Source organism: uncultured Muribaculum sp., assembly GCF_910583865.1.
GTDB lineage: Bacteria > Bacteroidota > Bacteroidia > Bacteroidales > Muribaculaceae > Muribaculum.
In genome coordinates this window covers 1-24,747 of the sequence record NZ_CAJTYX010000004.1, presented here as the reverse complement: position 1 = coordinate 24,747, position 24,747 = coordinate 1, and the positions used below count along the sequence as shown (strand labels likewise).

Sequence of the window (24,747 nt, the reverse complement as noted above, 5' to 3'; positions counted from 1 at the left end):
AGATTAAGGACCTGGTGATTAATTGCCGGACTCGGGTTCCGGATCGGGCGAAGGCTTATCGGTACCGGTATTTGAGCCGGCATCTTCCTTTCCGATAGTACGGATACGGTGGTTGACATCGTCGAGCACGTAGAATCTGTCGTCGGCCTCGTCGTAGGCGATACCTGAAACATCGCGGAATCGGGCAGCCTGACGGAGGTCGCCATCCTCAGTACCCCAGATGTTGCCGTTGGATGATGTAGAACGTCCGGCATATGTACGTACAAGTCCGTCGGGGGTGATGTAACGGACACAGAAATTCAAGCGGTCGGCAAGATAATAGTCGTACTCGTCAGCCCTCTTACCGACATAGTCCGGATTCTTGACGAAAACGCCCTGATAAGGATGGGCAAAACGGGCGCTTGTACCTACCCCGTCGGCATATGAGCCGCTACCACCTTCATTGTAGCCGGCAATCACGTAGGGAGTGGTAAACTCCTCTTTATCCCAATCGTAGTCGGTGCGCAGGATGTAGTTGCGGTTTATCACGGTGATGTAGGCATAGTCGCCCGTGGGGTGGATGGTGATCTGGAACTCATAGGAAGGGTCCATGATTCTGAAAAGCTCCTTGAAAGCACCATCTTCCTTATAACCGGTCCATTTTACCGGCTCACCGTCGGGATCAAGTGTGATACCGTTGATGGCATCGAAATAGTCCTGAAGTTCCATGCGGAAAAGCTGGCCGTTCTCATAGCTGTTGAAGTACACCTCGCCGTTGACGGGATGGACAGCCACACCGTTGCACTGCTTGTAAGCCACCAGAGGCTGGATGCTTGAGCGGTCGCTGAATGTGCCGTCGGCATTTCTGGTCACAATCCAGACGCTTGTAGAATGTAGTTCATGATCAGCGCGGTCGGTCGAGACAAGCATGTATTTATTGTCCTTGGAGAACGCGATGTTGCGCAGACGCTGGTTCTGGAACTTGTTTGCGGACATGATACGTGTGTATTCACGCTTATCGAGATCAAGCTCTGCTACAAAGCCCTCGCCACGGTCATAAGCTATATATAGACGCTCGGGATACAAGGGGTCGAAAGCCATACACCCGGCATCACGGAATCCACAGCAGATATCAAACGACCCCCAGACTTCACCTTGGTCGTCGTTTTCATTGCGGTACCCGCAAAGCGAACCCACAACAGTCTTGGGGTCGTACTTAAAAATCTTGTCGGCCTTCACATAATGGGTGTTGCCGTTGGCGTCTGTGATCGTAAGTTCAACCTCGCCGGTAAATGCCCCGGAGGGCACATAGGCATACAACTTGTCGGAAAGCACGTTGACAATGACGGCTTTCTTTCCACCGATCCTGAGGTCGACCATGGTCTTGTCATTGCCGAAATTGCTTCCTTTAATGATAATCTGGTCCTGATAGCCTCCATTTTCAGGAGTAAAGCCTGTTATCAATACCGGCTTCGAGGGGTCGAACGGGTCGGCAGTGACAACAACCGCCTGCGCGGTATCATCATCATCACAGCTCACCATCAGTCCCATGGACATAGTAAGGCATGTCCCGCAAAGGAGAATACCGAACTTGTGCTTTAGTGTACTAAATTTCATGATAAATTTATTCTTATGGTTATTGGTTTCGGTTCTCTAAAGCAACCGTACCGTATGTTTTCAGAATCCCATCACATAGCCGGGATCGGACCCTGAAAACTAACGTACGGATCAAACAATCTTCTTTACTTCAAAAAATACCTAAAATATAGAGGGAAATGAACCTGTTATCACCTTTTTCAACCTACTGTGTGTGTTATTGCTTTTTCAGTTTGTGGGCAAACAGAGGCATCCAATGGCCGCCAATCACGGAGCGGGCCATAAAGCCTGTTTTCTCGCCTGTCTTGGTGTCGTACCAGTCGCTGATCGCAACACGCGTGGGGGTTTCGTCGACATAGCGGTAGAGCGGGTCGATGAACTTGACGAGGGTAGCGGTATCGGGCGACATGGCGGCGGTCCACATGATCCAGTCGCTCTTCGTATAATCCTTGCGTGAGTCGAGAGGGAGACCATACTTGTTCTGTTTCTTCAGATAGTAGTTGATCTCGGTGTTGATTGCCTCGGCAGGGAAGATACCGGTGTTCCAAAGTACATCCCATACCATATTGTACTTCTGGCTCCAAGTGTCGGGACGGTCGAATGCGAGGCGGTAGTGGGTGTCGCCTTTAGAGCCTTCGCGGGCATCGGCAAGCCATTTGGCAGCCATCTCCTTGGCGCGTCCGTTGTACTTGGCGGCATCATCGGTGTCGCCTCTGAGGGCGGCAAGCTCGCCAAATCCGGCGACACCCATAATGGCCTTGACGGCAAGGTTGGCATTGTGTGCCCAATGGCCGGCGAAGTCATCGGTACATAGCTGGTTTTCGGGATCCTGACCGTTTTCAGATAGATAGTCAGCCCATGTGCGGAGGATATCCCAGTAGGGTTCGGCATAAGCGGTGTTGCCGTCAAGCTTGCAGCACATGGCGATGAGGGTAAGCATGTTGCCGGCCTCTTCGAGAGGCATGTCACCACCATACACCTGGCCGTTGGCGAGGGGATACTGCCCGAGGTCGTGAGCGGCAAATGGTTTGGTCCAGCGGCCCGACTTGCTGTAGTCAAGGATGGAGGTCATCATAGCCTTCTGAAGCTCGGGGTTATAGATGAGGAAGATGGGTGCTTCGGGATAAGTAAGGTCGACGGTGTTGACGCAACCGTTTGAGTCGTTCTCCTTGGAGAAGTATAGGAGGTTGCCCTCGTCGTCATTGAAGAGCTTGTGGGCGGCGAGCATGTGACGGTATGAACCGGAGAGAAGCTCGGCATATTTCTTACCGCCGACTTCAGCAGCGTCATCGTAGATCATCTTGTCGGTAGCGCGGCAACGGTTCATCACAGTGCCGTAGGAGCCGGCGAGGTTGTCAAACATATCGAAAATGGTGACTTCACCGTTATGCGCCCAATATGCCTTGTACTGTTTAAACATGTATTCGATGTCCTTTATCTCATCGTAGCCGATAAGGGTATAGCTTGCAGCCTGCTTGGTCGAACCGAAATCGTGAACGTAGGCAAGCATGGGGGCTTCGGAAGCGCTTGTGGCGACAATCTCGGGAGCACCTTCCGAGGCGGGCACGCTGCCCGACGAAATAAATGCCTTCTTGATCATGTCGTCCGAGCCGATGGCGATCTCTCCGTTGATAGCGGGAAGGTAGAGATAGCCCCAGTCGATGCAGATATGGTCACCGCTCTTGGCGAGGATCGGCTGCTCGATCGTGCCTGTCTTGGCATACCTGACACCGTTGTGCTCCTCGATCGAAGTGCGGGTATGCTGGAAGTCGCGGTTCTGGGCAATACGCGGCGACGCTGTGAGCATCATCTGCACATCATGTGCTTTGCCGTCGGTAGAGCGCACCTGATAAGAGATATAGTTGATCGGAGATGAGAGCAGATCGTAGTTGTCGATGATCATCGGAGCGGTGAACACAAGATCAAGCTCAACAGGACCACACTCAAATGTATAATATGTCGATGTCGCCATGACATCGATATCTTTCTGTACGGCAACCTTGACATCCTTGTCAAGACCCATCTTCTTGCGGTAAAGGCCGAAATCGGTAAACGCTCCGCCGGTAGTGTTGTGGCAATGTGCGGCAATCACGTTCTTACCTGCGCGGAAATGCTTTCTGATGGAGGGTGTCACGGGGATTTCCACATCGTTGCGCCACGTCTCGCCGGTCTTGGCGATGAGCACGCCGTTGACATACATCTCATAGACATCGTCATGAGAATATTTGAAGAGCAACTCCTCGTCGAGATCCTCGGGCGAAAGTTCTATGGTGCGGCGCACATATATATCACTGTTTTCAGCGCTCCACGGAGTCCTGACAAAATTAAGACCCGGCGAACCGAAAGCTCCTGTCGCAGTCTCCCACTTTGAATCGTCGAAATCGTTTTTTTCCCAACCGGATTTCTGCTTGTCGCGGGTGAATGCCGCTTTCCATTCGGCTTCATCCGCCATAGGAGCGATAGTCTTTAGAACGGACAAAGGCTCACCCAAGAATCTGTAGGTAGTGCCGTCGACACGCAGCAGACCCTGCATCGGCTTCTCTGCCCCGGTCCAATGGCGGGTAGAGCCGTCAGTCAGCTGATCGTATGGTGACCAGATAGAGAAATATGGATCAGACACGACCAAGGGAACGGAAGGCAGACGAAGATCGGTTTCCTGATAAGGTTGAAATACTCCGGCGTTTTGTGCCCCGGCAGATAAAGCCGCACATGCACACCAGACGTATGTCATCAATTTTTTCATTTGCACTGTTGATTAATAATGATGGCTTTTAGATTCGAATTTCTAATAATTAAGGTTAAGACAGCCACCCGGAGGATGGCTCTCATCTTTAACGCAAATTAACCGACAATTTATAGGAAACGGTATAAAACGCTGTTCAAATACAATTAAAATTTGGTCATACGGTGTATTTGAACAGCGTTTTACACCTCATGCACAGTATGTGGCATCTTCAAAGCCGATATTTTACATGTATCATCATATCGCCAAATTGCATGACATAAAGATTTGTTTTAATGATTTTTTATAAATACCTTTGTATTATTCATACATCTTATATAAACAGTATTTTTCATCCGGCATGAAAATTCCACCTTATATAATACTTCTAATTACCATCCTGCTATCCGGTTGCTATGGCAATAAGCCATCAGAATCAAATATAATATTTGAAAGCGGAGCATACCCCTCAGCAATATGCCACAAGGGGATGTACTACTATATGATGCAGATCGATCGCTGTGACACGTTGTTTCTGTTTGCCTCGCCCGACATCAGGACACTCGTCAGAGGACAGAAACGCATGATAATGAGGATACCCGGCAGTGGAATGCACAACATTTATTCACCGGAGATACACCGCATAAACAACCGCTGGTACGTCTACTGCGAGGCTGATGACGGCGGCAACACCGACAACCATGAGCTATATGTATTTGAAAACACCTCGGACGACCCCATGACGGGCGAATGGGTAAAACACGGGCCGATTGTCACCAACAAGGAGTGGAACTTCGGGCTGCATCCGTCGCCGCTCGTTGTCAACGACCGGCTGTACCTCTTTTGGTCGGGATGGCCGAAACGGCGCATCGAGAACGAGACACAATGCATTTATATCGCCGAAATGTCTGATCCGTGGACGCTCAAATCGGAGCGCGTGGTAATCTCGGAGCCTGAATACGAGTGGGAACGCCAGTGGATAAACCCCGACGGCACACGTACCGCCTACCCTATTTTTGTAAATGAGAATCCACAGCCGATGATCTCTCCCGATGGAAGCAATGTAATCGTGCCATATTCGGCGAGCGGAATATGGACCGTCTATAATTCACTCGGCATACTATACGCGTCGGCTAATAGCGATCTGCTCAATCCTAAATCGTGGGTGAAAATGCCGGAACCCCAATTCATACCTGACGAAAATGCCGAAATCTACGGCACATCCAACATATCTGTAGTCCCGGATTGCAACAGCGACAGTTATTATCTTATGTATCAGGCAAAGCACAAGGACACCCAAGGGCATGAACACTCGGATGTACGCATAAAGGAAATGCATTGGAACGACCAGGGCTTCCCGGAGTTCGGAAAGCCCTGATGAACCTGCATGAAAGATGTGTGCGCTGATTTCGTCATTTCATTACTACCTTCTTGCCATTTACAATATATATCCCTTTCCCGGGGTTTGTGACCTTGCGTCCATATAGGTCATGACAGGTATTATCTTCAGCAGCCGGCATGTTGTCCATTATCTTGTCGATACCGGAGTCGGATCCTGAAAACGTGATCCGATGGAAAGCGCCCTCCCCGTCGCCCCCAACAGCCACATAGACAGCATGACGTCCCGAGAGAGGCTCCGCAAGGCCGGCCTCATATTCGGTCCAACCTTCGGAATCAGATTTTACGACTGCCACAGGCGCGTTCCCGTCGATTTTATCGACGTAGACCGCGAATTCGGTATTGCCTTTCACCCGAAGTTTCACGGATTTGGCAGAGGTCAAGCCGAAATCGACATTTCTGAAGCATATCCACGCGCCGTCAATCACTTTGTCGGTCGCATCGGACATCCTTGGCGAAAGCTGCGTCCACTTCATATCATCAAAAAACTTTGCCTCGATGTCCGTGTAGGCGTCTTTCACGAAGCGGCGGTTGACATGGGCGTTGAATGCCACTGACACGGCAGTAGACGCGCCGAAGGCATCATCCCTGAAATCTTTCACTTCCTGTCCCTCGACGCTCTTGAAATCGTCGGGGGTCTTAGACATCCATTTCGACCATATCACGCCCTTTGAGTTCCTGTTCTGGAACGCATGCATCGCATTGTCACCAAGCCAGACCAGAGGCTCTTCATTGCCGCTGACCTCGGCATACAGTCGCACATATCTTACAAGAATACCTTTGAACCCGCTCAAATCGCCGGTGGCAGTCTGGCAGGCATTGATGATACGCGGCGAACCGCTTTCGGTAAGGCTGTTGTAGCTCCAGCCATATATCTTGTCGGCATAATCGCTGTAGCGGGTATCGCCGGTCAGGAGATAAAGCTTGACTGAGGCTCCGAGCATCGTGCCTTGATTGTAGGTCGAGCCCCAATAATTGCCGACTTTAAACGACGACCAGTCGCTGCTCCATTCGCCGCTGTCCCAGATATGTCCGTCATTTTTGTCGCATAACGAGTTGTACTGCGCATCCCAAAGCTTCTTGGCGCGTTGCAGATAAGTGCTTTCCCCCGTCATCTCATATAGGTAGCACAGCGCAACTATGGCAGGGCCGTTGATGCAGGAGTTTGTGCCGTGGTCACTCGCATCCTGACTCCATCGCAACGTACCGCTCGGCTCGATGGCCCGGGAATACATGCGCTCGAAATTGTCGACAGCGAGCTGCAGGTAGTCTTGATTGTTGAAATATTTGTAGCCGCGCACACAGGCGAGCACCATCCACGCTATATCGTCGTTGAAAGGATTGTAGGACCAGTCACGCCCTTTGCGCACGAGAAAATTGGCAACCAGCTCGTTGAAATAATTCTTATACCTCGTGTTGCCGGTAGTCTCAAAGGCGTCAAGTACAGTCTCAAACATCTCGGCATCGCTCCAGAAACCGTCGCTGCCAAGGAAGTGTCCATCGGAAGCAGGACGGTAATAGTGCCCGATGAACCCCGTCATGATGGCATCGCGTATCCTGGTATCGAATCCCGCCGGCGTAAAGTCGTCGACCCGGGTGAACTTCCACTCAGTAGGCTGAGCGCCGTCGCCGTAGCTGTGCAGCAACAGCTGTACACCATCGGCAAACTGATCGGCACAGATGGCATAGTTGCCGTTCTGCGACGTTATAAAATAGGTATCCGCCTTCCCTTCGACCGGGACAAACTTCCATTTGTGATTGCGTTTGATGCTGCTGCTCGAAAGCTTTGCCCCCTCCTTTACAGATGTGCTCGTCACGATATATTTGCCCATATATCCGGAGAGTAACGCGTAGGTGCCGTCACCGTTATCCACGACCTGCCAGTTTTCGGCAGGCACACCCGTCCTGGTCCAAAGCACGACGGGAGTATTGTTCTTAATCTTCGCGTCCTCGACAAACAGGACCTTTGATTCAGAGCCTATGTTGTACCATAGCCCCGCTTCCTGCGAATGCATTGCCTGAGGAATAGCGGCAAGCAGACACAGAAGAAATTTCTTGATCATATGACTGATATTTGATATGGGTTTAACCGTTTTTGGATGACACATATTCTTTAGGGCTCATGCCGAAGCGGATCTTGAAGCATTTGGCAAAATATGAGGATGAGGTAAATCCGGCACGCTCGGCGGCTTCGGTGACACGTACACCCTCCACAAGCAAGCGGCAGGCGTAGTCCAGACGGAAATTCTTCAGATAATCATTAGGTGCCATACCCGTGACAGCCTTCAGCTTGCGGTAGAAGCTTGAGCGGCTCATATTCATTTGCGATGCCAGACCGTCAATCGAAAATTCCTCCTCGCTGATGTTATCACGTATGTAATCATTTAGAGTCTCGATAAATTCGGTATCTACACGGTTGATATACGGTGCCTCGCTGATACTTGTGGCAGTATCGATGTCGATACTGCCGGACGACATGCGCGAGTAGAACAGCTCGTGCATGTGCATCATGTTGGCGATCTGTAGTGTGAGCTGCTTTATCGTGAACGGCTTTTCGATATAGACATCGGCGCCACATTCCATACCCTCCTCCTTGGCTTCGATATTGGTCTTGGCTGTTAGGATGATAAACGGTATATGTGAGAAGCGCACATCCGACTTCACCTTCTTGCAAAGTTCGGCGCCACTCATGCCGGGCATCATAAAGTCGCTGATAATAAAATCAATATCAGGCCGCTGTTCGAGAATATCCCATGCTTCCGAGGCATTTTCGGCGGTAACGACATTGTACTTCCTCGATAATACTTCCGACATGGTGCGGAGCAGCTCGACATTATCGTCGATGATCATAAGATTCATCTCCTTAGAGGGTTCGCCCACCCCCTTATCCGGTCCATTCCCATCAGGCATATCTACATCATGACCGATGAAATTCTCAGCCGTCTTGTCAAGCGGCATTGAAAGCACGAACGTAGCGCCTCCCATATCATTGCCTTCGACCTCTATATTACCTTTGTGTGCCTTGGCGATCAGTTTGGCATAGGCAAGTCCGAGACCTGTTCCAAGCGATGCGGCTACATTATCGCTCTCTACCTGATAATAAGTATCGAATATCTTCTGCCGTTCCTTTTCGGGAATGCCGGGACCGTCATCCGACACGGAAATGGAAAACTCATCCTTCGACCGGCGCGCAAGCTCGATCACCACGTCATGACGCGAATATTTGATGGCATTGCCGACAATATTCATAATCACCCTGTCGAGCTTCGATTTATCGACCGTGGCTATTATATCCTCGTCAGGCAGTATGAGATTGAGCTTCTTTCCGACCGTATCGAGCGGATGTTCGAAACGATGCCCGATCTCGGCGAGGAAAGTATTGATGTTGACCGGTTCGGTGACGAGACGCACCTCCCTGTCCTTCTCGGCCTTCCTGAAGTCGAGAAGCTGGTTGATGATGCCGAGAAGATAATTCACATTCCTCCTCATAGAGGCTATATGCTTCTTATTGTCGCCGGGAGTGCTCGTGCCGTCATTGACACTCTCCGACAGCTGCTCAAGCGGAAGGCTTATAAGCGTTAGCGGCGTGCGGATCTCATGGACGAGGTCGACGAAGAATTTCATCTTCGACTCATATGTCTCACGCTCCTTCTGCACACGGATCGCCTCGATACGCTGATGGTAGTGGCGGCGGATACGCTGCCTTGACAGAATGGCGATCACTGCGATAGCGATCAAGGCCAGCAAAGTATATATGCAATATGCCATCCATGTCTTATACCACGGCGGAAGGATATTTATGACCAACCGGCGTGTTATGAGGTCAGACCCGAAGCTCGGATGCAGCAGGAATGTATATTTGCCGGGACTGAGATTGGTATATGTGACCTCCGGTCCGGCATCCCTGATCCATCCCTTGTCCACACCCTCAAGCATATAGTCATAGCGCACGACAGGCATGTCGCTGCTTCGCGATGCCGACAACATCAGAGTGAATGTGTTGTCGTTATAAGGCAGGCTGATCTCATCGCGGGTATAAAGCAGTATGTCAAGTCCCAGATCACGAAGTTCATCCTCGTTGTTTTCGGCATACGGCAATATGATCGAATGGACATAGACATTTGCCATGTGCCTCTCGGAATTCATCTTGTTGGGATCGAAAATCCAGAATCCGTTATCACAGCTGAACATGATATGTCCGTCGGCAAGCCGGCAGGATGTCGCATTCGACATGCTTTCACCCGAAATGGAAGGATATGAGTAGTATGTAAGCCGGTTGTCAAGATCGACCTTGGCAAGAGTTCCCGATGCACCTATCCAGAGATTGCCGTCAAGGTCATCCTGCAAGAACTGTATCGGCGAATCCTTCGACATGACTACATTTAGTTTCTTGAAACATGACTCGTTTTCGTCATAAAAGTATATCTCGTTGTCCTGGGTCACAAGCCATAGCACTCCGTTGCTGCCAAGGAAAAAGTCGGAAACATTGAATGTGATCTCCTTGCCTTCGTAAAAACTGAAATAATTGTCAGTATGTCCCCTCATATAGATATTCTTGCCGGAAGTGGCCAGCCACAGACGTCCGGCATTGTCCTCCTGAATCGCCACAAAGGGGATATGGTTGTCGATATCACCCACTGTGGTAAAATTGTCCCTTCCGGGAAGATATTTGCACAAACCCCAGTTGGTAAGGATGAAATATTCATCACGGCTCGTCTTGTACACCCTCCTGACATTGTTGCTCAACACAGCATAAGGAGTATTCTCATCGTAGGTATATTCACGGATGGAATCAAGAGCGGGGTTACACATGATAATACCGTTATTTCGCGTGGCAATGCACATGCGCATACTGTCGATGTCGATATCCGTCACCGATACTTTCTTAGGCAACAGGTTGCGTTTTAGAGTCTTTGCATCAAGGTCATAATAGCTAAGTCCGGTCTCTGTGCCGATCCACACGCCTTTGCCATCGGCAGAAGGGCGCAACACCGAAATCTGTTCATTGCTCTTTGAATTATTCGAAAGCTCAACCTTGACAAAATCGGTAGGTTTCCAAAGCATATGGCTGATACCGCATGAATGAGTCACCACTATCAGGCTGCTGTCGCTATCATAGCAGAGATATGTCACGGTATTGTCACGAAGGTTAGTATCTCCGTCGGCGGGATGCCTTATTGCCGTTCCTGCCACGGCATCATAGCTCCATACTCCATTGTCTGTGCCGAGCAACAACACATTGTCCCGTCCAGGCACAATGGCATTGATGTCACCATGATCAGTGCCTATATATTCCAGACTTATATTCTGGGTATTGATATCGAATTTATAGAGATTGGAGTGAACAGCCACCCATATGTCATCGCCGACGGCTGTCACTTTCATAGCGTTTTTATCGCTTATATATCCGGGCAGATGGAGCGAATTGATAAAACCGCCGGTTGAATTGAATATATTGATTATACCGCCCATGCCGACCGCATACATTCTGCCGTCGCTGCCAATTGCCATATCGAAGTAGAACACTCCGTTGCGGCTGTTCTGAGAGAGGGTTTTATCTGATTCGTTGAATATGAAGAATCCCTGTCCGCGTGTCAGGATCCATATCCGGCCATTGCCATCATCCATTATCTTCTGGACTTCGGAACTTATCGGTACCCCGTATCTGGTCTTGTGAGGAAATTTTGATACGGTATTCGATTTACGGTCGAAAACAAACAGCCCCGACAGACCACCGAACCATATATCATCATCATGCTCGTACAGAGCTGTGATGTTCAACACCTCGGTATTCTCCAGAGCACCCGACCATGTCGAAAACACCGACCGCGAGTTTCCGTCATAGCAACACAGCCCGGTTGTCGTGCCGACCCACAGAAAGCCATATCTGTCGCGAAGGGCACACAGACTGTTTTTGCCATAAGGAAGATTAGTATTGATAACCTCGCCGAAGTCGGTGATGGTGCTGCCGACAGCCGTATTGAGGCTCCCGGATATCAAACCAATTATTAGAATCGCACAGAGAGTTTTCAGTCTACTGCAAATCATTTGAAATCTGATTGAAATGTTGATCATGACCGATTGCTTGCCAGCGTAAAGTTACTGAAAATATATACATACGGCCATAGCCCGACTCAGAGGTCGTTACAAAACACCTCTTAACGAAGAAGAGTGCCTATCCTCTTCAGATAGACACTCTTCCTGTCAGAGGTGATGATTATTTTACCATAAATTTCTTTCCGTTACGGATGTAGATACCGGGAGCAGTGGGGTTGACTACCTCGATACCCTGCAAGTTAAAGATGCGGTTATCCTCAACCTTCATTGAAGGAGCGTCTGTGATATCCTCGATCGAAGAGGTCTCGTTGAGCATCTTCTCTACTGCCTCGGGAGTAGTGTCAGCACCGTAGTAGGTCAGGCGGAAGTTGTCTACCACAACCCAATCCTCGGGATTGCCCTTTTGCTCTTTTCCGGCACCGATCACAAGATCTTCATCACCCTTGGAAGTGGTGAAATGAGTCTTATAAAGACCTGCACGGAAGAAGTTGGCGGCCTGATCACAATTTTCGGGGAAATGATATGTGACACCGTCCTTGTTTGTCACCGTATTGCCTTCACCTGGAGCTTTACCGCTCTCAGAAAGGATGTTGGGGAGATAAGTCTCGCCTTCAGCACCGGCATAGATGTATGCATTGCTGATCTGCTCGAGATCGGGCTGACCTATAGCCGCATCAGTGGTATTATGACGTCCGTCACGATAGAAACCTGTAGCCCAGAGAGTATATACACCGGTAGGAAGCCCTTCTATCATCTGGCTTGCGTCAAAACTATCGGAATTCCAGGATTCAAGTGTGAAATCGTTATGATTGTCACCACGACCCCATACCGAGCCGTTAGTAAGAGTCCATGCTGAAAGATTATCGCGCTGGTTGAAGCCCGGGCATGCGATCTTGTGGGTCACGTCAACAGGGTTTTCGAGAGAAGCCTTCTCCATAAGAGCGTCACGGTCGGCCTTCGACACAAGCTTCCACTGTGCGATTAGGTTGTCTTTCGCATCTTCAAACTTGGGCGAACGGCACTCCGTAGACACCGTGGTCTCATTGCCATTCCCACCGTCGGTATTTGCATAGGGATCCCATACCATATATGCGTCGGGCCAATCACCCTGTACGATATTGTAGACATTTTCCTTGCCTTCAACGGGGATGAATTTCCAAGGTCCACCCTTGCCGGCATCCATATATCCGCGAGAGTTCAGATAATGGTTGTTGTCACCATTGTAAAGACCGGTCTCAATGTGATACAGCATATCGGCGGCACTTTCCTCCTCAAGAGTCAGGAGCGTTCCGGGCATACCGAGAGCCGCGTGTGCACCCCAGTCGGCACCACCGCAGAGGAACTGCTGACGGCCAAGGTTGTAGAGATAGAACTGTCCGGCGGCAACGGGATTCCCGGCAAATACATCAGCCTGCTTTTCGGCAACAGCCAGACGACGCTGATAGCGAAGCTCGCGGAGAGCGGCAACGAATTCATCACGGGTGATGGCATTGTTGAACATCTCGACGGCCTTGTCGGAATTGACACCTGCACGGTCGGTTATAGCCTTTGTGGCATTGAAATCCTCAATTATGGATTTTGCACTGCTCACACCGTTGATGTACTTTATCATGTTGAAGATGGCGAGACGGATATCGGTGACATTAGTGCTTGCCACAAGCTCTTTGGCGTTGGCGATAGCGGCAACGAGGGCAGATGTTGCCGGGAGTTTCTCAGCCTCGTCTATCAAACCGGAGAGCTGTGTCTTGATCTCGGTGACATCAGGATCAGGAGTCTCTGCGCTTACATACATGAGCTGGAAGTTGTCAAACACGAGCCAGTCTCGGAAATCGGCCTCGCGCTTGATGATACCCAATATGAGTCGGCCGTCGGTAACGACGGTTTCAACCCAATCATTCGTATATTTACCTGCAAGGAATGCAAGAGAGGCATCGTTAAGGCTATTGGGAACCCATACACCTGCTTCTTCCACATTATATGAATAGCCCTCGCCCTGCGCCGTGGCGGCATCCTTTGATATCGGCATGAGCTTCTTGGTGGCAGTCCCGGCGAAATACTCGGCGCGCTGTACCTCGGTGCCATTTGCCATACGGTCGTGAAGGTCAAGGCTCTCAACCTCGGTGTCACGGTAGTAACCCTGGACGTTCATCTTATACGTACCGTTGGGCAGACCCGAGAGTACTATATAATAGGTATAGTTTGTAGCATTATGCCATACCTCACGCACAGAGTTATGCTGAACACCGTCAAGACCGGCATTCGAACCGTTGCTGATGTATTCAAGAGTCCATTGGTCGAGGCGCGGGTCATTTCTGCCCATATCCTGACCGGGTATAAGCCATGTGGCATCAACCTCACCGGCAGCCACAGCAGACTTCATGTATTCGATACGGTCCTGACGTGACACAAGCTGCCATGTTGTGTTGACGGGAGCATCACTCAGCACGCCGTCGGCCTCTCCGATGAGATACGGTTCGCCAAGCTCTTCAGCCGAAAGAGCCTTGATGTTATAAGCGTTGCTTATGCCGTCAACAGTGACAGGCTCCAGCCCCCACACAGATACTTTTCTGTCGGTATCCATATAGAATCGGTCGGCACCGGCGTTGATGCTCCGGTTACGTCCGAATTTGGGATTTAGCTGGAAACCGCCTTCAATAGCGATGACCTCTACATCAAAACCGTTTTTGTCAAGCTGGGCATGGGTAGTCCATTGACCGGGAACACGCTGATTGCTCTGCAACCATTTTCCGCTCTCTACTTGATAGAGATAATAATCAGCACTGCCTTCGGCGGGAGCAGTGGAACCGGTAAACGGAGACTGTGCCTGCATGGTGAAAGCCGAGATGATTCCTGCGCTTAGGAGTAAATCTCTTTTTTTCATAATTAAGAAGGTTAGTTAATAATTTATTTAAGGTGAGAAAATGTCTTACTGACAGCCACAAAATTATTACGCAAATTTTCAAACAAACGATAATTACTGTTCAAAAAATGGAAATAGCTTACCAGAATGCCCGCATGCCGCCCCACACCCGACACCTTAGAACGGTTATTGCAAATAATTGAACAGTATATTTCTTAACCAAAAAAATCTTAAATGTAAATTTGTGCAGATTACTAATATCATTAACCATAAAACATGAAACCAATCGGAAAATCATTCATTACCTTAGCCGTTGCCGGCGCATTGTCGCTACAGGCTTCGGGGCAGACAGCCGAGGATTTCGTTCCCTACAGACAATCGGATCTGAGATTGCCGTCCGTACCTATTATCATTAATGATCCCTATTTTTCAATATGGTCAAACTACGATAATCTTAACGACGGTGCTACCACCCACTGGAGCCTCCAGGAAAAAGCGATCGACGGTCTGCTGCGTGTCGACGGCACGACCTACCGATTCTTAGGCCATCAGAAACAGAATATACTCTCGCCGATCGCACCGATGACCATCGACGGCGACGGTTGGTCAGGAAAAGTCAACTACGATGTGCAAAACGGCACCGACTGGACCCGCAACGATTTCAACGATTCTTCATGGGCGGTCGAAGAGGCTGCCTGGGGCACACCGGGAGAATATCCGAGCGTGAAAAATCCTTGGACAGGCGACAACAAAGACATATATATACGGCGCACCGTCAACCTGTCATCCGGCGACCTCGAAAAGGATCTTTGGCTGAAATATTCGCACGACGACGTTTTTGAGCTATACATCAATGGCACAAAAGTCATCAACACCGGATTGACCTGGCTCCAGGGCGAACAGCACAAACTCTCCGCCCAACAGAAAGCGCTGCTGAAAGCCGGTGAAAACATGATCGCCGCACACTGCCACAATACAAACGGCGGTTCATATGTCGATTTCGGCCTTTACGAGAATCTTCTGAAAGAAACCGATGCCATAAAGCAGGCTAAACAGACAGGTGTCGACGTTATGGCGACAAGCTCGTACTATACATTCGAATGCGGTCCCGTGAATCTCGATGTCGTATTCACAGCCCCGTTGCTGATCGACGACCTCGACCTTATCTCGACCCCGATCAACTACATCTCATACCAGGTCAAATCGAACGACGGGCAAAAGCATGATGTACAGTTCTTCATCGGTACTACCCCACAGCTCACCGTCAACGAGATGAACCAGCCCACGGAGTCAAGCATCATCACATCAAACGGTGTAAGATACATCAAATCCGGCTCGCAGGAACAGAAAGTGCTTGGCAGAAGCGGCGACCTTATATCAATCGACTGGGGTTATCTCTATATCCCCGCCGTCAACGGTAATATATCGATAGCTTCTCAACCTGAGACAGAAGAGTGCTTCATCACAACAGGTAAACTCGTCGACACTGCCGCCGGCACATCGTTCAAGAGCACCAACAGCAGCAACATGCCCTCCCTCTCGTTCTGCAATGATCTCGGCAAAGTCAAGGATGCACGCAGCTACATGATGATCGGCTACGACGAGGTCTACGACATGCAATACATGAAGAAGAACTACAAGGCATACTACGCACGCAACGGCAAGACCATATTCGACGCGTTCGGAGAGCTTGACAAGGGCTACTCCGACATCATGTCGCGCTGCCGTGCTCTCGACAAGACCATCTACGACGACGGCCTCGCCGCTGGCAATGTAAAATACGCCGAACTGCTTTCAGGTGTCTATCGTCTCGTGATGGGTGCCCACAAACTCTTCCAGGACGACAAGGGGCAGGCACTGTATTTCTCAAAAGAGAACAAATCAAACGGTTGCGTCAACACCGTAGACCTCACTTACCCGGAATCACCTCTCTACCTCATGTACAACCTCGAGCTACAGAAAGGCATGGTCCTTTCAATCCTCGACTACGCGATGAGCGACGCCCGCAAGGACAAGAACTGTGCGGCACACGACCTCGGCCAGTATCCTCTCGCAAACGGCCAGGTATATGGCGACACCATGCCGCTTGAAGAATCAGCCAACATAATCCTGCTCGCAAACGCAATCTGCCGCATCACCGGCGACGGCACATGGCTAAAGCCTTACCGCAACGTACTTAACAAGTGGGCAAACTACTGCTATCAGGAGGGACAGAACCCGGGCAACCAGCTATGTACCGATGACTTCAAGGGCCCCAGCGAACAAAACACCAACCTCTCTGTAAAAGCCATTCTGGCTGTAGCGGCTTATGCCGAACTGATCCCATATATCCAAGGCAACCCCCGCGATGTAGAACGTTTCCAGAACTATGCACGCAACATGGCTCTCCTTTGGGAGGCCGATGCACGCGACGGCGACCACTACCGCATGGAATTCCATAAGAGAGGCACTTGGAGCCAGAAATACAACCTCATCTGGGACAAAATGTGGGGATACAATATCTTCCCCGCCGAAGTCCTCGACCGTGAAATCAAATTCTATCTGACAAAACAGCAGCGCTACGGGCTCCCGCTCGACTGCCGTGACCTCCAGACCAAAGCCGACTGGATCATGTGGACGGCAGCTATGGCTCCCGACACAGAGACATTCCTCAAATTCGCCGATCCCGTGTACGACTACGCCGACCAGACCACCTCACGCATACCCTTGAGCGACTATTACTGGTCAAACACCGGCCGCGATGTAAACTTCAGCGCACGCTCTGTACTCGGCGGTCTATGGATGAAAGTACTTATGGACAAGATTGCCCCGAACAAGGTTGAAACCGGATGGGCGCCAAAGGGAAACCACATCAAGACACGTTGGGCGGCACAGGTTGACCCTGAAAACGTGCTCCCCGAATATCCCCGTCCTATAATGAAGCGCGACGACTGGCAGAACCTCAACGGTCTATGGGACTACGCTATCGTAGGTCAGAACGAGACCCCAAAGGATTTTGAAGGTCAGATCCTCGTTCCCTTTGCTATAGAATCAAGCCTCTCAGGCGTAATGCGGCCCCTCGAACCCGGTAAAGCGCTTTGGTACAAGCGCGAGATTACAATACCCGCCGAATGGGAAGGCAAAAATATCATGCTCAACTTCGGCGCGGTCGACTATCAGGCAAACGTATATGTCAACGGTACTACAGGACGTTACCTGGTCGGAAAACATACCGGCGGACACTCTGCATTCTCAGTCGACCTCACAAGCCGCATCAAGAATGGCAAGGCAACAGTATATGTACAAGTAATCGACAACACCGACGAGCGCATGCAGCCTGTCGGCAAACAGCGGCGCTACCCGAATGGCGGCGGTGACATATTCTACACCTCGACATCCGGCATATGGCAGACAGTATGGATGGAGCCGGTGGAAAAAGCCCACATCACATCGATCCGCACCACCCCCGACATCGACAACGGCAAACTCAACTTCGAGTTTGCAATAAGCAGCACGCCCTCAGGCAAACTTACCGTCACACTAAAAGACGGCGACAATGTGGTGACTTCAAAATCAACTGATGCCACACCACGGACTACCCTATCGCTCGACGTAAATAATGCGAAACTCTGGAGCCCCAAAAGCCCCTTCCTCTACGGCGTGGAAATCACACTCACTGACGGCGACAAGGTAACCGATAAAGTCGACAGCTATGCAGCCATGCGCAAAATCTCATCGCGCAAGGACGAGAACGGCTTCTGGCGTCTGCAACTCAACAACCGGGACCTGTTCCAGTTCGGTCCGCTCGACCAGGGGTATTGGCCGGACGGTCTCATGACAGCCCCCACCGACGAAGCTCTGCGCTACGACATCGAAAAAACCAAAGACTGGGGATTCAACATGATCCGCAAGCACATGAAAACAGAACCTTACCGCTGGTACTTCCATTGTGACAGCATAGGCCTGCTCGTATGGCAGGACATGCCTTCGACTTTCCGGAACCATGAGGACTGGATAGCCCACACATGGTATGCCGACCACGAGTGCAATCAGGATCCCACTCTTGAAAAGAACTTCCGCGACGAATGGAAGGAGATCATCGACCAGTTCTACTCCCACCCTTGTATCGTGGTATGGACACCCTTCAATGAAGCATGGGGACAGTTCAAGACCGCCGATATCGTAAGCTACACACAGAGTCTCGACTGGTCTCGTCTCGTCAACCCCGCCAGCGGTGGCAACCACTATCGCCTCGGAGAGGGCACGTTCGTCGACCAGCACACCTACGGACAGCCTATCGTGCTCGAAGAGGGTGTATTCGATGCCTCTCGTCCATACGTGCTCGGTGAGTACGGTGGTCTTGGACGCAACATGCCGGGTCATCGGTGGTTCGAGCGCAACTCACAGACCTACAACACCTATCCGAGCGAAAAGGCTATTACAGAAGCTTACGTAAAACTTGCCGGACAGATCGAGCAGATTGCAAAAGGATTTGAGAAAAACGGCAACAAGATGGCCTACGGAGCTGCGGTATATACCCAGACCACCGATGTCGAGACCGAGGTAAACGGCATCATGACCTACGACCGTGAGGTTATAAAGTTTGACGAACCTGCAATACGCGAGGCCGCCGGAAAGCTGACAAACGTATTCGATGAGTTTTCATCCGTCAACGTCCCTTTCGTTGATGGTGTCATCGGAGAACCCGTCTACTATAATCTCCAAGGCATGAGGATCAAAGAGCCTCTCCACGGAATCAACATAGTTAAAGATGCCGATGGCACCACACATAAGGTCATGATACCCTGACCTCTCATATTGTAACTGATTCTGTCGTGGCTGCGGATGAACTGCGGTCACGACAGAATTTCCAATAAGAGGTTGTTTCAAAACACCTCTAAATATAGCCCTCTCGATTTACTCAAAAGTATGAATATGAAGAAAATATTGCTGGCATGTGCCTTGTGCCTCGGCATAGGATACTATGCCGAGAGCGAGAATCCGGTTTTCCCCGGGTGGTATGCCGATCCCGAAGGCGCGGTGTTCGGTGACACATACTGGATCTACCCGACTTGGAGCGATGAATATGAAAAACAGACTTTCATCGATTGCTTCTCGTCAAAGAATCTGACCGACTGGACCCGTCATCACGCCATAATAGACACTGCCGAAGTAAAATGGGCGGAAAAGTGCATGTGGGCACCTGCCATAGTGGAAAAAGACAGTAAGTATTATCTGTTTTTTTCAGCCAACGACGTGCACGAGGGTGAAATCGGCGGTATCGGAGTCGCTGTCGCCGACAAACCGGAAGGACCATTCAAAGACCTGCTCGGCAAACCGCTGATCAACGACATTGTCAACGGCGCACAGCCAATCGACCAGTTTGTGTTCCATGACAACGGAACATGGTACATGTTCTATGGCGGATGGGGACACTGCAATCTGGTCAAACTCAACGACAGCTTCACAGCGCTGCTTCCGTGGGAGGACGGATCATGCTATCGCGAAGTCACTCCCGAAGGTTACACAGAAGGGCCGTTCATGCTCAAACGCAACGGGAAATATTACTTCATGTGGAGCGAAGGCGGCTGGGGCGGTCCCGACTATTCGGTGGCCTACGCAATATCTGATACTCCGGTCGGGCCGTTCAAGCGCGAACGCAAGATACTTTCGGAAGATCCGGCAGTTGCCACAAGCGCCGGCCATCATTCTGTAATACAGGTTCCGGACACTGATGAATATTATATCGTGTATCATCGTCGTCCCTTAGGTGACACCGGACGTGACCATCGCCACACATGTATCGACCGCATGACATTTAATGATGACGGCACTATCAATCCTGTCAAAATAACGTTTGAGAGCGTTGGCCCCCGACCGGTCAGACCCGCATCGTTGGCAGAAAACGACACCCCGTCAGACAACATGCGGTAACACAACTGATCAAGAGTGTGTTTGATAGCCTCTGTTGAACACACTCTTACTTTTAACCATGACATCATCCGCACCCGGATTCAATAATTATCATGAAACGAAGTTTTTTTGCTCTTGCATTTCTGTTTACATCGGCAATCGGCATCATGGCCGGAGGCCGATATAGCGTGAAATTTGAAAACACCGGAGACCATATGCCTGTGTCTCATGCCAAAATCCTTATCGACAACAACGACAACAAGCTCATACGCAAAGTCGCCGGAATGTTCTCCCGTGACTTCACACTTGTCTCCGGCGATTCGCTGCCTATAATCGTAAAACCGGACGGGAAGCGACTCATAATATTCGGTACTACCGCAAGCGCCCATATCAAAGGACTTGCCAGAAAACGCCTGATAGACCTGTCGCCCTTAGCAGGCGGCACAGAACAGTATCTGGTAAAAAACATACGGAAACCGTTCAAGGGATGTGAAGAAGCCATCGTAGTCGTAGGGAGCGACCGCAGAGGTGCAGCCTATGGACTATTGTCGCTCAGTGAAAAGATGGGAGTGTCGCCATGGTACTGGTGGGCGGATGTCCCGGTAAAGCATCATGATGAAGTATATGTATCTGCCGACTATGTATCATCAGCCCCGTCGGTGCGCTACCGTGGCATATTCATCAACGATGAGGACTGGGGACTGTATGAATGGTCGGCAAAGAACTATGAGCCGGAGACCGGAAGCATAGGCCCGAAAACTTACCGGAAGGTATGCGAACTTCTGCTCCGGCTCAAATGCAACATGCTTGCCCCGGCAATGCATCTCTGCTCCCACACATTCTATTCCCATCCGGAAAACAAAATCGTGGCAGACGAGTACGGAATCATTATCACGACGTCCCACTGCGAGCCGCTGTTGTTCAACAACCTTTCGAGCTATGAATGGCGTGGCGACAGAGACGGCGAATGGGATTACGGAACAAACAGGGAAACTATTTACAACAAACTCGACGCACGTGTCAAGGAAGCCTCACCCTATGAGAATATATATACAATGGGATTGCGCGGACTCCATGATGAAGGGATGCGTGGCAATTACACCATGGAGCGCAGGGTACAGCTCCTCGAGAATGCCGTCAGCGATCAGCGTCAGATACTTGGAAAACATATAAATTCGCCCATCGACTCCATACCCCAGATACTTGTACCCTACAAGGAAGTGCAGCATATTTATGAGCATGGAATGAAAGTGCCCGAGGATATCACTCTCGTATGGCCCGACGACAATTACGGCTACATGAAGATGCTGAGCAATCCCGACGAGCAGAAACGCAGTGGACGTTCCGGGGTCTATTACCATATCTCATATCTCGGTGTCCCGCACGATTACCTGTGGATAAGCACCACACCCCCCATGCTTATGTATGAGGAGATGAAAAAAGCCTACGACACCGGAGCCGACCGTTACTGGCTGCTCAATGTCGGCGACATCAAACCTATGGAGCTGTCAATCCAGTTTTTCTTCGATATGGCATGGGATTTCAAGAGCTTCAACTACAACAACGTCAACCATTATCAGGCAAAATTCCTGTCCGGGATATTCGGAGAGAAATACCGTACCGATTTCCAGCATATGCTCGACGAATATTACCATCTTGCATGGAGCCGGAAACCGGAGCATATGGGTTGGGAACGTCAATGGGACACACCAGAGTTCACCGGCCTGAAAGATACGGAATATTCCTTTGACAACTACAACGACGCACAGTCACGCCTTGCCGACTACATGGCGATATACGACATGGCGCTACGCATATTCGATGAACTGCCCGAAAACCTGAAACCTGCATTTTTCGAGATGATAGGATACCCTGTGATGGGATCGGCACAGATGAACCGCAAATTCCTCATGGCCCAGCTCAACCACAAGCTCGGCATCGAGGGCTAATTCGGCAAAGCAAACTGGGCCGGTGAAGAATCACGGCTGGCATTCAGAAGGCTGGAGGAACTTACCCGACAGTACAACAACCTATTGGATGGCAAATGGAATCATATGATGTGTATTCCGCGAGCCTTGTGCACACTGTATCAGGATATGCCCCATGTGGCTATTGTGCAGGATGCCCCGGAAGAAATCGATCTGACTCCGGACATTACCGAATATCAGCTTGACAGCTGTCTGTATGTGCCTGTCAACTCTTTTTCAGGCTTCAAAGCCGACGATCGCCATACGGTACGTCTGCTGAAAGGTCTCGGCTTCGACTGGGAAGTGCTTCAGATGGGCGAAGTCACCCAACCTGTCGCCGATGCCGCCGACCTCACCGATTTTCGGGTCGACTACGAGCTTCCGGCCATTGATGCCGACTCTGTAAAGGTAATTCTATATACCGTTCCAAGATTTCCGCTCTACAAAGGTGCCGACACATCTTTCGGGATTTCAGTAGACGGCGCTTCACCTGCCATATTCAACTACATCCCCTTGGAGCAATCCAGACAGTGGAAAGACAATGTGATACGCAACTCGATGATCAGCGAAGCCACATTCCCTGTCGACAGAAAATCAGGCAACCACCGCCTGTCGGTCACATGCGGTGCCCCGGGTCTGCTCGTACAGCGTATCCTTGTAGACTGGGGCGGACTCAAACCCACCTATGTCGGGCCGTCAAATCCGCTATGATTGTTCACCCGCACATCACGCTACCGGATGCTGTCGACCGATAAAAGATGGTATTCGTTGATGGAAACATCGATAAAAACAACCTTATTGAACCCATAAATTATGAAACAGATTTTAATTCCCGCCTTTGCTATGGCGATGACAATCGTGTCATGTAACAATAGCACAAACCGGACTTTGTCCGGCATCGACCCCTCCGCATTCGACACAATCGTAAACGGCAAGCAAACCGCCCTTTACACTCTGACCAACGCCAACGGCCTTGAGGCCGGTATCACCAATTATGGCGGACGTATAGTGTCGCTTATGGTGCCTGACCGTAACGGGGACATGCGCGACATAGTGCTCGGATTTGACAATATCAACGATTATCTGCCCGAAAACAACCAGACGGACTTTGGCGCTGCCATTGGCCGATATGCCAACCGAATAAACCAAGGACGCTTTGTCATTGACGGAGATACAGCCGTGCTGCCTCAGAACAACTATGGCCACTGCCTGCATGGCGGCACAGATATGGGCACTCTCGGATGGCAATACAGGGTTTATGATGCACAGCAGCCCAACGACAGCACACTGATCCTATCGCTCGAAGATGCTGACGGCAACAACGGATTCCCCGGAACGGTAAACGCGCAGATAACCTACACACTGACCGCCGACAACAGTCTGAAAATCGACTATACGGCTACCACCGACAAGCCTACCGTCATCAACCTTACCAACCACAGCTACTTCAACCTCGGAGGTGACCCGACCGCATCAATCCTTGACAATATCCTGACCCTCAACGCCTCCGGCTATACACCGGTCGACAGCACATTCATGACCACGGGCGAGATCGCAACCGTCGAGAACACCCCCTTCGACTTCCGCGGCGGCCGCGCCATCGGCGACAGCATAACATCGCAGTCGGAGCAGATCCGCAACGGCAAGGGGTATGACCACAATTTCGTGTTCGACACCACCACCGAAGGTGTCGTGGCCAACCTCTACTCCCCTGCCTCCGGCATTTCGATGGATGTGCTCACCGTCGAACCGGGCATACAGGTCTACTCCGGCAACTTCCTTGACGGCACCGTAAAGGGAAAGAAAGGCATAGTATATCAGCGTAACGCCGCAGTCTGCCTCGAGACGCAGCACTATCCCGACAGTCCCAACAAACCTCAGTGGCCCTCGGTGCGCCTCAACCCGGGTGAGAAATACGAAACGAGCACCACATTCCACTTCACCACCAAATAACCGCACCATCAACCATACAACGCGACAGTCAGCTCCGACCACGGAAGCTGACTGTTTTTTAGATGGTGTACCATCAATTACATACGCGCCAATGAATCACCTGTCTGAATCACCTGTCGGTGTCCGCTCAGGAAAAAATAAATGCAAAAATTTGGATAATTCAAGCAAACCCCCTACCTTTGCAATCGCAAAAGGGGATTAGAGTTTCCCCTCGGCTTGAAGCCTGCGGCGGAACTACCGCCCGACAGAGTATAAGCCGGACAAGCTAATCGGTTCGCTAGCTCAACTGAATAGAGCATCTGACTACGGATCAGAAGGTTACA

General features: G+C 50.5%; 11 protein-coding genes. 6 read left to right on the top strand and 5 right to left on the bottom strand.

All coding sequences use genetic code 11. The features are described 5' to 3' along the window. Positions 1–18 precede the first annotated feature (18 nt). Both QZ303_RS01695 and QZ303_RS01690 read right to left on the bottom strand, forming a co-directional pair. A complete protein-coding gene (locus QZ303_RS01695) occupies positions 19–1,596 on the bottom strand; it encodes an IPT/TIG domain-containing protein (RefSeq protein WP_295728225.1) in 1,578 nt (525 codons plus the stop codon). 196 nt (positions 1,597–1,792) lie between these two features. After that, on the bottom strand, positions 1,793–4,318 hold the full coding sequence (locus tag QZ303_RS01690; RefSeq protein ID WP_295728223.1) for a glutaminase family protein: 2,526 nt from the start codon (positions 4,316–4,318) through the stop codon (positions 1,793–1,795). 340 nt (positions 4,319–4,658) lie between these two features. Between QZ303_RS01690 and QZ303_RS01685 the strand changes: the two genes are divergently transcribed. After that, positions 4,659–5,675 carry a family 43 glycosylhydrolase gene (locus QZ303_RS01685; RefSeq protein ID WP_295728221.1) on the top strand — a complete coding sequence of 339 codons (1,017 nt, stop codon included), beginning with the start codon at positions 4,659–4,661 and terminating at the stop codon, positions 5,673–5,675. 34 nt (positions 5,676–5,709) lie between these two features. On the opposite strand, the gene QZ303_RS01680 is transcribed toward QZ303_RS01685, so the two are convergent. The 3 genes from QZ303_RS01680 to QZ303_RS01670 all read right to left on the bottom strand — a co-directional run bounded on the left by QZ303_RS01680 (position 5,710) and on the right by QZ303_RS01670 (position 14,633). Continuing rightward, the gene (locus tag QZ303_RS01680) at positions 5,710–7,758 is read right to left on the bottom strand and encodes a glycoside hydrolase family 76 protein (RefSeq protein ID WP_295728220.1); all 2,049 of its coding nucleotides are present in this window, start codon (positions 7,756–7,758) and stop codon (positions 5,710–5,712) included. A gap of 22 nt (positions 7,759–7,780) precedes the next feature. Then, positions 7,781–11,695 (bottom strand): ATP-binding protein, encoded by a 3,915-nt coding sequence (locus tag QZ303_RS01675; RefSeq protein ID WP_295728218.1) that lies wholly within the window; start codon positions 11,693–11,695, stop codon positions 7,781–7,783. A gap of 217 nt (positions 11,696–11,912) precedes the next feature. Next, a complete protein-coding gene (locus QZ303_RS01670; protein ID WP_295728216.1) occupies positions 11,913–14,633 on the bottom strand; it encodes a hypothetical protein in 2,721 nt (906 codons plus the stop codon). Between the two features lie 255 nt (positions 14,634–14,888). Here QZ303_RS01670 and QZ303_RS01665 point away from each other — a divergent pair, with 255 nt between their 5' ends. The 5 genes from QZ303_RS01665 (at position 14,889) to QZ303_RS01645 (ending at position 24,424) form a co-directional block, all read left to right on the top strand. After that, a complete protein-coding gene (locus tag QZ303_RS01665; protein WP_295728214.1) occupies positions 14,889–19,400 on the top strand; it encodes a DUF5127 domain-containing protein in 4,512 nt (1,503 codons plus the stop codon). A gap of 126 nt (positions 19,401–19,526) precedes the next feature. Continuing rightward, complete coding sequence (locus QZ303_RS01660; protein WP_295728211.1) at positions 19,527–20,525, top strand: glycoside hydrolase family 43 protein; 999 nt, start codon at positions 19,527–19,529, stop codon at positions 20,523–20,525. A gap of 92 nt (positions 20,526–20,617) precedes the next feature. Beyond that, positions 20,618–22,453 (top strand): glycosyl hydrolase 115 family protein, encoded by a 1,836-nt coding sequence (locus tag QZ303_RS01655; protein ID WP_295728208.1) that lies wholly within the window; start codon positions 20,618–20,620, stop codon positions 22,451–22,453. A gap of 105 nt (positions 22,454–22,558) precedes the next feature. Then, positions 22,559–23,182, top strand: a complete 624-nt coding sequence (locus tag QZ303_RS01650) for a hypothetical protein (RefSeq protein ID WP_295728205.1) — start codon at positions 22,559–22,561, stop codon at positions 23,180–23,182. Between the two features lie 102 nt (positions 23,183–23,284). Beyond that, complete coding sequence (locus QZ303_RS01645; protein ID WP_295728202.1) at positions 23,285–24,424, top strand: aldose epimerase family protein; 1,140 nt, start codon at positions 23,285–23,287, stop codon at positions 24,422–24,424. Positions 24,425–24,747: the final 323 nt, after the last annotated feature.

Coding starts and splice junctions, on each gene's coding strand:
- QZ303_RS01665 (WP_295728214.1), top strand. CDS start 14,889: ATGAAACCAATCGGAAAATCATTCATTACCTTAGCCGTTGCCGGCGCA.
- QZ303_RS01695 (WP_295728225.1), bottom strand. CDS start 1,596: ATGAAATTTAGTACACTAAAGCACAAGTTCGGTATTCTCCTTTGCGGG.
- QZ303_RS01685 (WP_295728221.1), top strand. CDS start 4,659: ATGAAAATTCCACCTTATATAATACTTCTAATTACCATCCTGCTATCC.
- QZ303_RS01650 (WP_295728205.1), top strand. CDS start 22,559: ATGATGTGTATTCCGCGAGCCTTGTGCACACTGTATCAGGATATGCCC.
- QZ303_RS01655 (WP_295728208.1), top strand. CDS start 20,618: ATGAAACGAAGTTTTTTTGCTCTTGCATTTCTGTTTACATCGGCAATC.
- QZ303_RS01690 (WP_295728223.1), bottom strand. CDS start 4,318: ATGAAAAAATTGATGACATACGTCTGGTGTGCATGTGCGGCTTTATCT.
- QZ303_RS01645 (WP_295728202.1), top strand. CDS start 23,285: ATGAAACAGATTTTAATTCCCGCCTTTGCTATGGCGATGACAATCGTG.
- QZ303_RS01660 (WP_295728211.1), top strand. CDS start 19,527: ATGAAGAAAATATTGCTGGCATGTGCCTTGTGCCTCGGCATAGGATAC.
- QZ303_RS01680 (WP_295728220.1), bottom strand. CDS start 7,758: ATGATCAAGAAATTTCTTCTGTGTCTGCTTGCCGCTATTCCTCAGGCA.
- QZ303_RS01670 (WP_295728216.1), bottom strand. CDS start 14,633: ATGAAAAAAAGAGATTTACTCCTAAGCGCAGGAATCATCTCGGCTTTC.